General features: G+C 55.6%; 7 protein-coding genes. 4 read left to right on the top strand and 3 right to left on the bottom strand.

The annotated features are described in order from the left end of the window. The first annotated feature begins 412 nt into the window (after nucleotides 1–412). The 4 genes from ACVOLI_RS01210 (at nucleotide 413) to ACVOLI_RS01195 (ending at nucleotide 14,742) form a co-directional block, all read left to right on the top strand. On the top strand, nucleotides 413–2,590 hold the full coding sequence (locus ACVOLI_RS01210; protein ID WP_481533197.1) for a type I secretion system permease/ATPase: 2,178 nt from the start codon (nucleotides 413–415) through the stop codon (nucleotides 2,588–2,590). Next, a complete protein-coding gene (locus ACVOLI_RS01205; RefSeq protein WP_481533196.1) occupies nucleotides 2,587–4,008 on the top strand; it encodes an HlyD family type I secretion periplasmic adaptor subunit in 1,422 nt (473 codons plus the stop codon). The genes ACVOLI_RS01210 and ACVOLI_RS01205 overlap by 4 nt, the downstream gene beginning before the upstream one ends. A 187-nt stretch (nucleotides 4,009–4,195) precedes the next feature. Continuing rightward, on the top strand, nucleotides 4,196–4,795 hold the full coding sequence (locus tag ACVOLI_RS01200; protein ID WP_481533195.1) for a hypothetical protein: 600 nt from the start codon (nucleotides 4,196–4,198) through the stop codon (nucleotides 4,793–4,795). Nucleotides 4,796–5,307: 512 nt separating this feature from the next. Next, a complete protein-coding gene (locus ACVOLI_RS01195) occupies nucleotides 5,308–14,742 on the top strand; it encodes a calcium-binding protein (protein ID WP_481533194.1) in 9,435 nt (3,144 codons plus the stop codon). Nucleotides 14,743–15,098: 356 nt separating this feature from the next. On the opposite strand, the gene ACVOLI_RS01190 is transcribed toward ACVOLI_RS01195, so the two are convergent. The 3 genes from ACVOLI_RS01190 to ACVOLI_RS01180 form a co-directional block, all read right to left on the bottom strand. Beyond that, a complete protein-coding gene (locus ACVOLI_RS01190; protein WP_481533193.1) occupies nucleotides 15,099–15,545 on the bottom strand; it encodes a hypothetical protein in 447 nt (148 codons plus the stop codon). Nucleotides 15,546–16,117: 572 nt separating this feature from the next. After that, nucleotides 16,118–16,993, bottom strand: a complete 876-nt coding sequence (locus ACVOLI_RS01185) for a hypothetical protein (protein ID WP_481533192.1) — start codon at nucleotides 16,991–16,993, stop codon at nucleotides 16,118–16,120. A 5-nt stretch (nucleotides 16,994–16,998) separates the two neighbouring features. Further along, nucleotides 16,999–17,208 (bottom strand): hypothetical protein, encoded by a 210-nt coding sequence (locus ACVOLI_RS01180; protein WP_481533191.1) that lies wholly within the window; start codon nucleotides 17,206–17,208, stop codon nucleotides 16,999–17,001. Nucleotides 17,209–17,227 lie beyond the last annotated feature (19 nt).

Raw genomic sequence — 17,227 nt, 5'->3', positions numbered from 1 at the left:
CTCGCTGATGCAGACATCTTAACCCGGCAGCCGCATTGCTCTTAGCGCGGCCTGGCAGGACATATAGATAGCCGCAGGGGCCATCTACCGCAGGATGCGCCTAAATGAGCATTGGTCCTTGCCGGAATTCGCCCTGAAACACTGGCCTCAAGTGAATTCCTCGGAACCGTATAGCACCGGGTTCTCCAATTTGAAATGCACGGGTAATCGGTGGCGAGCCACTGTGGCGCGTGTTCCATGCGTGATACTCATCACGGATAGGGATATTTTATTTTTGTTTCTATTTCATGGGGTTACACAATTTTCTCGCGCTACCCATGATGTGCTTGTCAATTCTTCGACTTGCGTTTGTCTTTCCTCAAGCGTATAGATTCGACATCTTCATTGTCCTGATTGGGCTGGGAAGCAAGACATGGATGTCGATGGTTCGCCCAATGTGGTCGTGCCTCTGCCGCTGCATGGGCCACAGCCTGACTATGGTCTGCGTGGACTGGTGCTGCTGGCACAGTTCCACGGTATAGCGGCCGACGAGCAGCAGTTAACCCATGATTTTGGCCGTGGCGGTGAGGCGTTCGACGAGAGCACCCTGCTGCTGGCGGCCAAGCAGCTTGGCTTAAAGGCCAAATTCCATCTTCACCCGGCTTCCCGTATCGGGAGCGCCAACCTCCCGGCACTCGCTTGGGGCACGGAGGAAGAACCGCCCTTCGTGGTGGCCAAAGTCTCGCACGATGGCACGCAGATACTGATCCACGATCTGGTCGAACGCCGTCCAAAAGCGTTGACGCGTGACGAGTTCGAAGCTCGCTATGCCGGGCGTCTGTTGCAGGTTACCTCGCGCGCGTCAGTGCTCGGGGAGCTGGCCAAGTTCGATTTCACTTGGTTCGTCCCGGCGGTGGTCAAGTACCGCAAGCTGTTAACCGAGGTTTTCGTCGTCTCACTGTTCATACAGCTTTTCGCGCTGGTTACGCCGTTGTTCTACCAAGTAGTGATGGACAAGGTGCTGGTGCATCACGCGATGACTACCTTGCACGTCATCGCCGTCGGTCTGATCGCAATGGCAGTGTTCGACGTGGTGATGAATGGCCTGCGTACTTATGTGTTCGCCCACACCACCAGCAAGATCGATGTGGAATTGGGCGCGCGCTTGTTCCGCCATGTGCTCAACCTACCGTTGGCCTACTTCGAATCGCGGCGTGTAGGCGACACCATCGCTCGCGTGCGCGAGTTGGAGAACATCCGCCAGTTCTTGACCGGGCAGGCACTGACCTCGGTGCTGGACCTGCTGTTCACTGTGGTCTTCCTTGCAGTGATGTTCTGGTATAGCGGCTGGCTGACCTTGGTCGTGGTGCTGTCGCTCCCCGTCTATGCACTAATATCCGGCGGCATCACGCCAGTACTGCGTAAGCGCCTGGACGAGAAGTTCGCACGCGGTGCCGACAACCAAGCTTTCCTGGTGGAAACGGTCAGTGGCATCGGCACGGTCAAGGCCACGGCGGTTTCGCCGCGCATGATCCGTACCTGGGACAACCAACTGGCCGGATACGTCGGCGCCAGCTTCCGCGTCACCAAGATCGCAACACTGGGTCAGCAAGGCGTGCAGTTGACCCAGAAGGTGGTCAGCGTCGCCATCCTGTACTTCGGTGCCAAGCTGGTCATTGAGAACAAACTAACACTTGGCCAGTTGATCGCTTTCAACATGCTTTCTGGGCAAGTCGCCGCACCGATTATCCGGCTGGCCCAGCTCTGGCAGGACTTTCAGCAAGTGGGAATCTCGGTAGAACGCCTTGGTGACATCCTCAATACCAAGACCGAAGTTCCAGGGAGTCGTTTGGCATTGCCGCCCATCCACGGGCGGGTGACTTTCGAGCGGGTTACTTTTCGCTACCGACCCGATGCTCCCGAGATTCTGCGCAGCATTGATCTGGACATTCAGGCGGGTGAGGTCATCGGCATCGTTGGTCGCTCAGGATCCGGCAAGAGCACCCTAACAAAGTTGGTGCAGCGGCTGTATGCCCCCGAGCGCGGCCGGGTACTAGTAGACGGGCAGGACCTAGCCGTGGCCGATCCGGCCTGGCTGCGCCGCCAGTTGGGCGTGGTGTTGCAGGAGAACTTCCTGTTCAACCGATCCGTCCGCGAGAACATTGCGCTGGCCGAGCCGGGCATGCCGCTGGAACGGGTTATTCGCGCCGCTAAGCTGGCCGGGGCGCACGATTTCATCATGGAACTGCCCGAGGGCTACGACACCAAGGTGGGCGAGCATGGTGCGGGGCTTTCCGGCGGCCAACGTCAACGTGTCGCCATCGCTCGTGCGCTTATCGCCGATCCCCGTATTCTGATCTTCGATGAGGCCACCAGTGCGTTGGACTACGAGTCCGAACACGCTGTCATGTCCAACATGCGCGCCATCTGCAAGGGACGCACGGTGCTCATCATTGCCCATCGCCTTTCCACCGTGCGCCATGCCAACCGCATCGTGGTGGTGGAGAAGGGGGAGATCGTCGAAGCCGGCAACCATGAAGCCCTGTTGGCGCGGCCCGATGGCTATTACGCACATCTGCACCGCCTGCAACAAGGAGGTACGACTTCATGAGGCACGTCCTGCAAGGCGTGGGGGACTTCCTACGACGTTACACCGCGATCTTTCGTGCCGTATGGTTGGAGCGGAAGTCACTGGATTCACCGTCACGCACACAGGACGAAATCGCCTTTCTACCAGCACACCTGGAACTGACGGAAACCCCAGTTTCCCCTGCGGCCCGCTGGACTCTGCGCATCATTGCTAGCTTCTTTTGCTTTGCGCTGCTGTGGGCCTGTATCGGTAAGGTGGACGTGGTGGCCGTGGCCCCCGGCAAGATGGTCGTGGGGGGGCGGACCAAGGTGATCCAGCCGATGGAAACAGCCGTAGTCCGTCGCATCCTGGTCCGCGACGGCCAGGTCGTGAAACTGGGGGAAGTTCTGGTCGAACTGGATGCCACTGCCACCGGTGCAGATGCCCAACAGGCAGACGATGCATTGGTTGCGGCAAAGCTGGCCGAATTGCGTCAGGTCGCCATGCTGCAAGCGCTGGACACCGGGATGCTGCCGGAATTACCGGATGATCCGTCAATATTTTCCCCGCACCTGCGAGCAGCGGGGGACTTGGCTAACAGTGAGTTTGCCGAATATCAGGCACGGCGGCAGAGCCTGCTCGCGGCCATTGCCCAGCGTGATGCACAGGCCAACACCGTCCGCTCACAGATCGGGCCGATGGAGCAGAGTCTGGCTATCTCCCGTGAGCGAGTGGCCGACCTAGAGCGGCTACTTAGTGGGCAATACGTCAGTCGTCATGAATATCTCGCCCGTCAGCAGGAAATGGTCGAGATGGAGCGGGCACTGGCTGCCCAGAAGGCCGCTTTGCTGGAAAGCCGCTCTGCTTCGGTTGGCGCGCGCGAAGAGTTGCGCGTGCTAGAGGCCGATACTCGCCAGCAAACCCTCGATGGTTTGCGGCAGGCCCGCGAGCAGGCTCGACAGTATGCGCCGCAGGTAACCAGAGCCAAACAGCGCGATCAACTTATGCAACTGCGGGCACCGGTAGACGGCACGGTGCAACAGTTGGTGATTCATACCAATGGCGGTGTGGTGACGCCAGCTCAGGCTCTGATGGCGGTAGTGCCCAATCAGGAATCGCTGGAAGTGGAGGCAACGATATTGAATAAGGATATTGGCTTCATCAGGCCGGGGCAATCAGTGACACTCAAGGTGGAAAGCTTCCCCTACACCCGTTATGGCTATCTAGAAGGCATCGTGGAAACGGTCTCACATGATGCCGCACAGGACGAAAACCTTGGACTAGTCTTTCCGGCACGGATCAAGCTGGCAGATGCGGGTCTGGTGATTGACGGGACCAAGGTAATGCTGACGCCGGGCATGACTCTGAGCGCGGAGATCAAGACCGGCAAGCGGCGGGTGATCGACTACCTGCTTAGTCCGCTAAAGCAGCATGGTGTTGAGGCAATGCGAGAACGATGAGCGAAACGGTTGCAGGCGCTACTCGCTACAAGCTAATTCCTTGTCGCTTAGCTGTGGTATTGGCGAAATATATTATTTCTAATATTGCTTATCGGGAGAGTTGGTGAAATTTCCTTACTTGAATATAGCGATTTGGTCGCGGAGTGCTGCCGTTATTTCTATTTTCCTTTCTGGTTGTGGGGGGGGTATGAGTGAAGAAGTAAACCTTAATGAGCCCGTTAGGTATTTGCTTGCGGGAAAGAAATATGAGGTTCCTCTCGGATATCACTATGATGATTTCTTGAAGAGGAAAAATAGGTGGCCAAATCCAAAGGATGAATTCACAGAGGCGGGGGGCATCTCCATAACTGGTTTGATCCCGGGGGTAAGGCCGTATGATGAGTCGGTTCGGGCGGAGTTTGAGCGGCTTGGGCACGGCAACAAGATATCAATAATAATAAGTCCAAGAATTAGCTTATACCCAAGCGATGAATATATTCAGCGCATGAGGGGTATGAATAGGTTCGACCTTTTTTCCAGTGATCTGAATGGACTTACGCACTACTGGGATAACCAAGGCGCGAGCGACAAAAGTAAGGGCGCTGACCTCTATATCAAGGAGGGCGATGGCGAGTATTTCAGGGTGCAATGTCCGCGGGTAGGGGGTCCCTCTCCTTCATGCACCGTCATGACGGTAACCAATAGCGGTTTGCAGGTTGAGTATGTTTTTTCCATTTCTCATCTGAGATCGTGGAGGGAGATAGATGATGATGTCGCTAAGTCAATTGAAAGTTTTATGATCAAGTGATCACATAAAGTAATCGTTGCATATAGGGGATGGATCATGGCGATTCCGGCTCACAATCTGAAAAATTTATGATCAAAATTCTGGCCGAGACATCGAGGTATCTTTTTAACTGCAGAATTAAATGCGTAAATATTCTAATGGCGTCAGTTGTCGCGACGGCTCTTTGCTCCTGCGCTGTGAATGACACAATAACTGTCTACAATCAAACGGGATCGGATGTTTCACTAAAAGCAGTTCGGCGTGGCGGAGTTAATGCCATCCAAGGAAGTCGCGAGATATCATCGAATAAATTGACTCAGCCAATTTCACTGGGGGCAGGTGGCGGCAACCATGTTGAGTTTGAGTACTCTATAAAAGACGAAAGCCAGGTTTTTAGAAGTAGCTGCTTGCTTGAGGGCGATGATAGCTCGATTAGTTCATATCACTACATTGCTTGGTTAGATAGTGATTCGGGAAGTAGGGTGATCTGTAAACGTCAATCGGCCGATAGTGACTAACTAAGGAGCGGAGATATGGGAAGCGGCACGACCAGAGCAAACGGCGTCGAGTGGTGGGAGGATTATTTCACCAATGGAGCGGCGTCAAGAGCGCAGCGTGAATCCGTTGACTCACAACTTCCAGGGCGGAAGGACGGTCCAGCTGATGCTTATCGCCACATACTACTTGCAGCTGAGTTGACGCGGATGTATGGAGAGACTCGTGCCCGGGCAATTTTAGATGCTCATGAATTTCCTGTATTCCCCGGTAGTGATTATGAGAATGATCATGCTGTCGATTTGTACAATAATGAAATCGGGATTGAGATTGGAAATCAACTTCGTGATCAAGGAGGCGGTTCTTGGCGGGAGGTAATCGAAGCTGTCCGGCCAAAGATTCCCAATGGCACTGAGATTGATACATCGGTACCGCCTGATTCCCAGACCCCGGTATGGAAACCCGAGCAAGACTGGCGTGCGAACCCTAAAGACAAGTTTGATAAAGAAATTCCAACCGGTGATCCGCGAGTTGAATGGCCGTCACCTACCTGGCCCAATGGGTTGCCCGATGCTCCTCGTCAAATAACTTGGGATGATATAGAGAAGTATTTTTCGGAGAACGCGGATAAAGCGAAAGAGGCGGTCGCTGACAAGTGGAGTGAGCTCTCTGAAAAGATCAGAGATTTGTTCGATCGTGCGAGAGAATTTATTCCTAGGCGTGATCCACTGGTTCTCGACCTAGATGGTGATGGTATTGAGACAACACCTGCGACGGGAAATGTACTTTTTGATCACGATGGGGACGGTGTAAAAAGCGGTACGGGCTGGATAAGTTCCGACGATGCGATGCTTGTCCTGGATCGGAACGGCAATGGGATGATTGACAGCGGGCGCGAATTGTTCGGAGCCGATACAATTCTGTCCTCCGGCGGTACCGCGACATCGGGATTTTCAGCATTAGCTGATTTGGATCAGAACGGAGATGGCGCTTTTGATGCTGCGGACGCATTCTTCGCAGACGTTCGTCTGTGGAGAGATCTTAATCAAGATGGAATCTCCCAAGCAGGAGAGATGTTCACAATGGAGGAGGGTGGGGTTGTATCCATTGCGCTGACTCCAAAGATTACTTCTGATCTTGATCTTGGTAACGGTAATGTGATCGATAACAGAGGTGCGTTCACGCGTACGGATGGGACGGAAGGTTTGGCGGGCGACCTTTTGCTTGCAATGAGTCATTTTTTCAGTGATTTCAGTGGCTCTTTAAACCCTGTTGATCCTAATGATGAATCAAAAGCTCTTCCCTTGCTCCATGGGCGTGGAGCAGTGCGCGATCTCGCGGAATCTGCAACTCTGTCTCCTGGTTTACTTGCACTTCTTCAGTCATTCCAGCCTGGAGTTTCAAGGAATGAAATGCATGGTTCGCTAGACGAAGTTCTTTCCTTATGGGCTGCGACTTCAACCATGCAGAGTAGTGAGGATATCCTTGAGCAATCCGGGGCAGTATCGCGTTCTTTAAGATTTTATGCGTCCGTTCCAGTGTCTATTGCTGCTGAGGGCGTATTGGCTGTCGAAGCTTGGAAGGAAGCACAGCACGGGCTAATCGGACCAATCGTATCAATTCTGGAGCGATTTAATGGTTCGACATTTCTGAGCTTTCAAGCTAATGGAGTGTCAACTGGCGGAAATACTTATCATTGGAAGGACAATTCACCAAACTCGCAAGTTCTAGATGTTGCGCTTCAAGAAGAGCAATTATCTGCCCTGATGGAGGCGTATGATGACCTCAAAGAGTCGTTGTATGCGGGGCTGGTGTTGAGAACTCGACTCAAGGACTACCTGAGCGCGGTGACGGTCGATTTGGTTGCGGGAACGGCAGTATTTGACATCGCGCCATTGAATTTGATGCTTGATATTAATCGAGCCACAGATCTTGCGGGGGCAGTCGAGGATTTGGTCGATCTCTATAGATACGGTGGCGCTTCTCTTTCCCTCGCGGGATGGGATGGCAGGAGCCTTCTGTCATCGTGGATTACGTCCTCTCTAGATTCGGTCGAAGGCGTTGATGCGTTGACTGAAGCGGGCGTCATAGTTGCGACCGACAATGCCACGGGGGATAACCGGAATAACGTCATCTGGGGGAGTCAGGGCAGAGACGTCATTCGCGGGGGGGCTGGCGGTGATGTACTCATGGGTAATTCCGGTAACGATTCGCTATACGGAGAAAATGGCAAAGATATTCTTCTCGGGGGAGAAGGGAGCGATGTGCTTGACGGTGGTGCAGGCGATGATCGCATCATCGGTGATTCCGGTAATGATAATCTTTCAGGCGGCAGCGGCTCTGATATATACATATACAACTACGGCGATGGTCAGGACGTAATCAATAACTACGACGTTGGCCCCGGACGATTTGATGTACTTGTACTCGGTGACGGTATTTTCCCTGATGGTGTAACCGCTACGCGCCTCAATAACAGTCTGATCCTGTCCATAAATGGCACCGCTGACCGGATCACGGTCAGTAACTACTTCACATCCGATGGTGCGGGCGGGTATCAACTCGATCAGATCCGTTTCGCGGATGGCACCGTTTGGACGGTCGACGTCCTTAAGCCAATGGTGCAGGTACCGACGGAAGGAAATGACAACCTGTATGGGTACGCTGGCAATGACACGCTGACAGGGCTCGCGGGCAATGACAATGTTTTCGGAAACGGCGGTGACGATCTTTTAGAAGGCGGCCTCGGCAACGATAACTTGTCGGGAGGTGCCGGATCGGACACCTATGTCTTCAATGCCGGTGATGGTCAGGACACCATCGACAATTACGATGCCAGCATTGGCCGTTTCGATGTGTTGCAGTTTGGCGAAGACATCGAGGCAACGAACGTCACCGTGCGCCGCTCCGGCACGAATCTGGTGCTGACGTTTGCCGGCAGTAACGACAAGGTGACGATCAGCAATTACTTCAATGGCGATGCCGCAGGCGGTTACCAGTTGAACGAAATCCGGTTCGCCGACGGCACAGCGTGGAACGTGGCGGACATCAAAGCGGCGGTGCTGGTACCCACCGAAAACGCGGATAACCTGTATGGGTATGCCAGCGATGACACCATCGCTGCGCTTGGTGGCAACGACACGGTGTACGGCTATGGTGGTAATGACCGTCTCATTGGTGGCTTGGGCAACGACACGTTGGATGGCGGAGAAGGGTCGGATATTTACGTATTCAACCTTGGTGATGGCCAAGACACCATCCAGAACTACGACTCCTCTGCCAGCCGTGTGGATGCCATTGAGTTCGGCGTGGGTATCGAGCCAGAAAACGTTCTGGCCAGACGTGATGGTCAGAGCCTGGTGCTGACCATCAATGGCACCGATGACAAGATAACGGTATCCAATTACTTCTTACAGGATGCGGCCAGCCATTACAGGCTTGAAGAAGTCCGGTTCGCCGATGGCACGGCCTGGAATATCGAACTGGTCAAGGCCCTGGTGCAGGTGCCGACCGAAGGGGCCGACAAGATTTACGGCTACGAGATCAACGACACCCTGACCGGCGGAGGCGGAAACGACACGCTTTATGGTAACGGCGGCAATGACGCGCTGACAGGCGGTGCGGGCAACGATGCACTGGATGGAGGTACTGGCTCGGATACCTACCTTTTCGACGTGGGTGATGGACAGGACACGATCAACAATTACGATTCCGGTAGTGGCCGGGTTGATGTGCTTTTGTTTGGCCCAAACGTCGACCCAGCTAATGTCACGGTTCGGCGCATCAATAATCATCTCGTGCTGGCGATCAATGAAACCGAAGACAAGGTGACAGTTTCCAACTACTTCATCTCGGATGGCGCGGGCGGTTATCAGCTTGACGAAATCCGGTTCGCTGGAGCGCCAGGTACGGTCTGGGACGTGAATGCCATCAAGACACTGGTACTGGTCCCCACTAGCGGAAACGACACCTTGCAAGGGTATGCATCCGTTGACGTAATTGCCGGTGGCGTGGGCAATGACACAATTTACGGCAACGCCGGCAATGATGTGCTGGAGGGTGAATCCGGCAACGACATACTGTCTGGTGGAGACGGAAACGATTCGCTGCTAGGCGGCGAAGGCGATGATTCGCTCAATGGTGATGCCGGTGATGATGCGCTTCACGGTGGTGTGGGTAACGACAATCTCAGCGGCGGTGCCGGTTCGGACACTTATCTTTTCAATGCTGGTGATGGCCAGGACACCATCGGCAACTACGATGCCGGTGATGGTCGCGTCGATGTGCTTTTATTTGGCCAGACCATCGATCCAGCCAACGTCACGGTTCGGCGCATCAACAACCATTTGGTGCTGACGATCAATGGCACTGATGACAAGGTGACGATCTCCAATTACTTCATCTCGGATGCCGCGGGCGGTTATCAGCTTGATGAAATCCGGTTTGCCGGAGTGCCCGATACGGTCTGGGACGTGAATGCCATCAAGGCATTGGTGATGGCACCCACCAGCGGAAATGACACATTGCAAGGCTATGCCTCGGATGACGTGATTGCTGGTGGCGCGGGCAATGACACCATTTCCGGCAATGCCGGCAACGATGTGCTGAAGGGTGAAGCCGGCAACGACACACTGTCCGGTGGAGAAGGAAATGATTCGCTGTTGGGCGGTGAAGGTGACGATACACTCAAGGGCGATGCCGGAGATGATGTGCTTCACGGCGGCGCGGGCAATGACAACCTCAACGGCGGCATCGGCTCGGATACCTACCTCTTCAATGTGGGGGATGGTAGAGACACCATCAGCAACTACGATGCCGGTGATGGTCGTGTCGATGTGTTGCAATTCGGGCAAGGCATCCTGCCGGCAGACGTGTTCGCACGCCGAATCAACGATGATTTGGTGCTGACTTTTACGGGTAGCGAAGACAAGGTCACGGTTTCCAGTTACTTTGCAAACGATGCTGCTGGAAACTACCAGCTTGACCAAGTCCGCTTTGCCGACGATACAGTTTGGGATGTGGAAGCGGTCAAGGCGCTGGTGCTGTTGCCAACCTCAGGAAAAGACACGCTTTTGGGTTATGCCAGCGATGACACCATCATCGGCGGTGAGGGCGACGACACCCTGTATGGCAATGCTGGCAACGACACCTTGCAAGGTCAGGATGGCAACGACACGATCTTCGGCGGCTTGGGCAATGACACGATCAGCGGTGGTGTTGGCATCGACACGCTTCAAGGTGATGAGGGTGACGACGTGCTGGACGGCGGTGTTGGCAGCGACATCCTGCGAGGCGGTGCCGGTGATGACAATTTGATCGGCGGGCTGGGCAACGACCAACTTGAAGGTGGTGAGGGCGATGATCACTACCACTTCGCGGTTGGCGATGGTCAGGACATCCTCAATGACACCCAAGGCCTAAGCACGATTCATCTTTCGGGCGTGTCGGCAGGCGATGTTTACTTACGTCGTGATGGTACGGCGTTGCTGTTGTGCTTCGTGGGGTCTTCGACTGACCAGATTCGTTTGGTCAGCTTCTTCGATGCGAACACCCAGTTAGCCTTGCGCGGCTTGGTCATCGACATTGGTGATGGAGCGCCATGGATATTGGATGCTGCAGCGGTTGATGCAAAGACATTGCTGGGCACCTTGCTGGATGACGTGATCGACGGCAACACGCTGGACAACACCATCAATGGGCAGGCTGGCAATGACACCATCCGGGCCGGTAGCGGCGCGGACATGCTGGATGGCGGTGCAGGCGATGATGCCCTGTACGGTCAGGACGGCGACGATATCCTGATCGGTGGCCAGGGCAATGACTTGCTCGATGGCGGTACCGGTGCCGACCAGCTTTCCGGTGGTGCCGGTGATGACATCTATGTGGTCGATGACGCCGGCGACGTGGTGGTGGAAGTGGCTGATGGCGGCATTGACCTGGTGCGCAGCAGCGTCAGTTTCGCCCTGCCCGACCACGTCGAGAAGATTGAGCTGACCGGAACTGCAGACATCAACGCGACCGGCAATGCCTTGGACAATGCGCTTACCGGCAATGCTGGCAATAACCATTTGCAGGGATTGGATGGCAACGACACGCTCATGGGCGGTGCCGGTGAAGATTGGCTGCAAGGCGGCAATGGCAATGACGTGCTGAATGGCGGCGAGGGGGATGATCTGCTGGAAGGTGGCGCAGGCAATGACGTGCTCGATGGCAGTTTCGGCAAGGACCAGTTGGTCGGCGGTGCGGGTGATGACCTCTACCGCGTGGACGACAGTGCGGACGCAGTGATCGAACTGGCCGGGGAAGGCACGGATACGGTGCAGTCCAGCGCGTATAGCTACACGTTATCGGACAACATCGAGAACCTGATATTGGTGGACTATGCCTATGAAGGCGTCGCCGGTGCCGGCAGCCAGGCCTTGACCGGCAACCAGCACGGTAACCGGTTGGATGGTGGGGCGGGTGCCGATAACTTGATCGGCGGCTTGGGCGATGACACCTACGTGGTGGACAATGCGGGGGATGTGGTTGTTGAGCTGGCCAACGAAGGCATCGATACGGTGGAAGCCAGCATCAGTTACACCTTGGGCGAGACCCTGGAGAATCTGACGCTACTTGGCACGGCGGATCTCAATGCAACCGGCAATGCGGGCGACAACCTGATTCGGGGCAATGCCGGCAACAACCGCATTGAAGGTGGTGCTGGGGCCGATGTGCTGTATGGCGGTGCGGGCGATGACTACTACGTGGCCGTGTCCGCCGAAGACAGCGTGCACGAGTATGCAGACGAAGGCATTGACACGGTCGAGCGCGTGTTCGAGACCAATCTGGTGCTGGAGGACAACGTTGAGAATCTGATTCTTCGCAGCGGCGTGACCACCGGCAACGGCAACGCGTTGAACAACGTCATCACCGGCAACGCGGGCAATAATAGCCTGGGTGGCTGGGACGGTGACGACACGTTGTACGGTCTGGACGGTGACGACAATCTGTTCGGAGGCAACGGTGCCGACACGCTGTACGGCGGTGCGGGCAATGACTATCTCGATGGTGGCGCAGGCGTCGACCACATGGAGGGTGGAACAGGCGATGACAACTATATCGTCAACCACGCCGATGACGTGACCGTCGAAGCGGCCAATGCCGGTACGGATCAGGTGCAGGCATCGGCCTCGTATGTGTTGTCGGAAAACCTGGAGAACCTGTTCCTCACCGGCGGTGTTGCCATCAGCGGCACTGGCAATGCACTTGATAACTACATTGCTGGCAATAGCGCGGCCAACGTGATTAACGGCGGTGCAGGTAACGACACGCTAGTGGGCGGCGGCGATGATGACACCTTGATAGGTGGCGCGGGCGACGACAAATACATCGTCGATGCCACGTCGGGCAGCGATGTCATCGACAACAGTGATGGTGGCTTTGACGGTGTTTTCTTCACCAATGGTATTACGCGGGAGCGGCTGTCCTTTGGTCGTGATGGGGATGATCTGGTCATCTTCATTGATGCTGCCTCGACGCCGGCAGTTCGCGTGCTTGATCACTTCCTCGGTGGCAATGCAGCAATCGACTACGTGCAGCCGGACGGTGGCTTCTACCTCACCACGGCTCAAATCAACCAGCTTGTGGCAGGGGGGAATACTGGTGGCGAGTATGATCAAGTCATCGAGGGTACGTCTGCGGCGGAGCAATTGGTGGGCAGCTCCGGTAAAGACCTGATCAAGGGGCTGGCTGGTAATGACCAGTTGTTCGGCATGGGTGGGAACGACACTTTGCAGGGCGGCGATGGCAATGATTACCTGTCCGGTGGTAATGGCAGCGGCTCTGGTTCGGGCGATGATCGTCTGGAAGGTGGGGCTGGTGCGGATACGCTGGTTGGCGAGGATGGCGTCAACGCCCTGATCGGGGGGGCAGGCAACGACAACTACGTGTACGGCGGTGGCCAGGACACCATCGACAATACTGGTGGCGGTACCGATGGCGTGTTCTTCGACAATGGGATCACTGCCAATGACTTGACGTTCTACCGTGATGGCGATGACCTGGTCATTACGGTGGATGGTAGTGCCAGCGGGTTCGTACGTGTGACCGATCACTTCCTCGGGGGGGATATGGCGCTGGACTTCGTCCAGCCATCCAGTGGCAACATGCTCAACACTGCGGCGATTAACGCATTGGCTCAATCTGGTTATCCGGGCGGTGGTGAGCCAGGTGGTGGCGATCCGGGCCCAGGTACCGGCAACCCGGGCGACGGCGTAGATGAGGGTAATGACAATGACTACCCCAACGTCGTCACCGGCACCGCAAATGGTGAACAATTGCTGGGAAGTTCCGGTCGCGACCTGATCACGGGCATGGCGGGCAACGACACGATGTTCGGGTTCGGAGGCGACGACAAGTTGGTCGGCGGGGATGGTGACGATTATCTGTCCGGCGGAAACGGCAGCTACTCGGGTTCCGGTAACGACATCCTCATGGGTGGCAACGGCAATGACACCCTGGTGGGCGAGGACGGCGATGACACGATGTTCGGCGGTGCCGGCGACGACAAGTATGTCTATGGCGGTGGTGCCGATGTCATTGATAACAGTGGCGGCGGTACCGATTGGCTGCTGTTCAACTCGGCCAGCAAGAGCATCAACCGCACCCGTCTGAGCTTCCATCAGGATGGCGATGATCTGGTCATCATGGTGGATGGCGATGCTGGCCAGCAGGTGCGCGTATACAAGCACTTCGATGCCAGCGGTGACTATGCAATCGACTATGTGCAACCCGCCGACGGCTATGGCATTTCGGCAGCCAGTATCAATGCATTGCTGGCGCCTTTGCCAAGTGCTCAGTCCATGTTGGCCCCGATGTCGCTGTCGGATGCATCCGTCATGAAGGTGTTGCCTGATATGGACAGCCTGATGGGCGTACCTGCCAGCATGGAAGTACAAGGGGGCGGCATGACGCGGGGTGGGAGCGGGGCAGGGGGATATGTGCCTCATCAGCTGATCGTTGACGATGAGGATGTGTTGAACTCCTCGCTTGGCATGGGTGCTCGGATAAACGGTCGTCCGATCTTTGACTTGGTTTCATCAGGCTACTCTTCGGATCGGAGGGATCTACTGGCATCCATCACGCCCTGGCGGCCATTGAATTCGGATTGGGCAGCTTTGCCAGGACTGAAGGACGAAGCGGCCTGGCATGTGGAGGAGCATTACGAGCAGCTTCTACCTTTCGAAATGGATCGGCAGGGCATGGCTGCCAATGTGGACATGCCTGTGCCCGTAATGCGCGAGCAGTCCATCACCCGATCTAGTGAACTACAGCAGTTGATCGATGCAATGGCAGGATATGGCGACATCGCGCAATCCGGACCGGAGACTTCGAGCGCCGAACCAGCATTCCTCGGTACCGAAGGCTCTGCGAACCAATCTTTCCACTTGCTTCATCGACAACAGGGAGTGACTACCTTCCAGATGATGTAAGCGGGTGCGGAGATAGTACATTTTGGAAAAACAGAAGGCCCGGGGTCACGCTCGGGCCTTTTGTTCATAATGGCTCTGGTCAGATCAGTGACGAGGCGTTGTCAGCTACCTTGCCGTCAACGACCCGGAAACCTCTAATTTAGCCTGGCATTGAGATACGGGGAGTCGACAGTTCCGCAAGCGCGTTGAGCCAGGTGCCCCAGCGATGTCGGGTGCGGTCCGTATGGATGACGCACGAACGAGCACCATGAATCAGAAGTCGTCGGACTTAGCTGTTTCCGCGCTTGCTTATGGCTAGCAGCGTGGATTTCCGCCTGTCGAGTATTGTGCTTGGACCAGTCCGAGCTGATGTTTGGTCAGCTCGAGGCGATACGTTCAGCAGCGATACTTGCTGCCACGGCCAAGAAAAGAAATGCCGAGCCGTAGCCGATGGCACGAATCCGCCGGAACGTCCATGACGTTCTGTTCGAGGCCATCATTGGGAAGTGCCTGAGCTCCTTAAAAACCTGTGCGAATCCCAGGTTTCCAGGGAGAATTGCCTTGTCGCCTCGTTCAATGGCAGCGGCGACATTCAAGGCGATCACCGCGTAACTGTCCAAGCGGCGATAGCTATTCACTGCGAAGGCAATGATGATCGCGCTTAACGCAAGTATCGCTTCTGTGCCGTCGTGCTTAGACACGGAAGCATATAGGGCAGGGGCGCCCGTGATGACTGTTCCCATCAGTGTCAGGGCTGCATTGGCGAGTGTGTCGTAATGGCGGTGGGGGCTAAGCGCTTCGTGATATGACTCAGAAGGGGTCATAGGTTGGTTCACCAATGCAGGAGGCGTGCCTAGATGATGGCATGAACCTTCGATTGGTTAGAAAGATGAAGGCCCTCAAACTCCCTGACGGCACACGAGTCCCGGTTCTCGGTCACGGCATTTGGAACCTGGATGCCGCAGCCAATAGGTGCGGGTCTCAAATCTGGGGCTACAGAGCGGCATCGAGTTATGGCTCACGCTCATCGATACCGCGGAGAGTGTGACGACGGCGCATTCGAGAAGTTGGTTGGCGACGCCATCCACCGCGCCGGGAGGAGCATTCATGTCATCAGCGACTACTCCTGAGCAGCGGCAGGAGCCGTCTGCTGTAGGGCTGTCCTAAGATTTTGTGATAACGGGTCGCTGGCAGGAAATTGAGATCAGAACTGGAAACATCGTGAGTACGCTCAAGTAGGAAGTGCCTAGCATTGCGTAACATGACCAAATGATGGACCTCGCCGATTCGTGATGGGAAGGTGGCCCTGAACCGATCTGCGATCCAGTTTGACGGGCGACATCCCTCAGATGTAGCCCAGATCCCGGTTACACGAAGAAATCCAGCGCACCCTCATCTATGGACGAAGGTTGTCGATCAGGCTTTCGACGGACGATGGCTCGCACTGAACTGTTGCGACGTGACGGCCGCTAATCTCGACATTGACGCCCGCTTCCCGGGCCCCATTCTCACCGATCCGGTCGAAGATGCTGTAGACCGTATTTCCTGTAGGAATTCTAACCGTGTCCATCGACGAGGTTCGTGCCACTGACACCATGCTGTGGGGGACAGAGAGGTTCATCTCGGACTTCTCCGTACGTCGCGCGAAGATGTAACGCAGTGCCGAGCCGGAATCGCACAGCGTTACCTCCTTCTGGTTTGTGGTGGTGCAGCTGAAGATCCGTCGCTCAGCATTTGTGCATGTCGTCGCGTCAGTTGATAGCGACGAGTGCACAGGCTCCGCAGGTGACTGAATGGAACCAGCATTGGAAGGTGCCATGCACTGGCCAGACTCACATATCCGGTCACCCTTGCAGTCAGCGTCCTTTCCGCATTGCGAGAAAGCGGGTTCTTGCAGGGGAAGCTGAGAATCCTGCTGAGGCGTTGCAGGGGGCTTAGCAAGTGCCGGATCTGGAAGGCCTGCCGGCTGGTCAAGCCCAAATGCGCGCCTCATTATGAAGGCGGCTTCTTTACCGACCCCGCAGCTCTCAAGTGCGTCGACCATTGTCCCATTCCATTCCCGGTCCGGGAGCTTCTCGACTCGGACATAGTCGTCGATCTGGCTGCTGCTGAACTTGCCTTTCAGCTCCTTGTAGGTGCACGAGCACAGTTCCTTCGGGATGCCCTGAGCGGTACAACTAGCTACATATCTGCTTCGCGACTTTCCGTCGCATGCCACAAGCAGCATCGAGACGATCATCGCCATGAGGATGATTGTTGCGTTCTTCGCCATGTGGTTCACTTCTTCGATGCCAAGACCAGACCGAGTACGCCAAGCAGTACAATGCCGCCGAGTATCTTCCCCAGCGACGGGAAGATAATTGCAGGCCAGATGATTGACTTGCCCACGTTGTATGCAAAGCCCCTGTAAGCGTCGTCGCCCCACCAGTTCCCGTAGAAAGCGAAGATGATTGCAATGATGAAATAAAGTGCGGCCAGTTTCTTCACGGTCATTCCTTGAATTCGA

It is taken from the genome of Stenotrophomonas sp. STEN029 (assembly GCF_056760015.1).
The sequence above is the reverse complement of the archived record's forward strand: the minus strand, read 5'-3'. Positions and strand labels throughout refer to the sequence as shown.

Coding starts and splice junctions, on each gene's coding strand:
- ACVOLI_RS01210 (WP_481533197.1), top strand. CDS start 413: ATGGATGTCGATGGTTCGCCCAATGTGGTCGTGCCTCTGCCGCTGCAT.
- ACVOLI_RS01205 (WP_481533196.1), top strand. CDS start 2,587: ATGAGGCACGTCCTGCAAGGCGTGGGGGACTTCCTACGACGTTACACC.
- ACVOLI_RS01200 (WP_481533195.1), top strand. CDS start 4,196: ATGAGTGAAGAAGTAAACCTTAATGAGCCCGTTAGGTATTTGCTTGCG.
- ACVOLI_RS01195 (WP_481533194.1), top strand. CDS start 5,308: ATGGGAAGCGGCACGACCAGAGCAAACGGCGTCGAGTGGTGGGAGGAT.
- ACVOLI_RS01190 (WP_481533193.1), bottom strand. CDS start 15,545: ATGACCCCTTCTGAGTCATATCACGAAGCGCTTAGCCCCCACCGCCAT.
- ACVOLI_RS01185 (WP_481533192.1), bottom strand. CDS start 16,993: ATGGCGAAGAACGCAACAATCATCCTCATGGCGATGATCGTCTCGATG.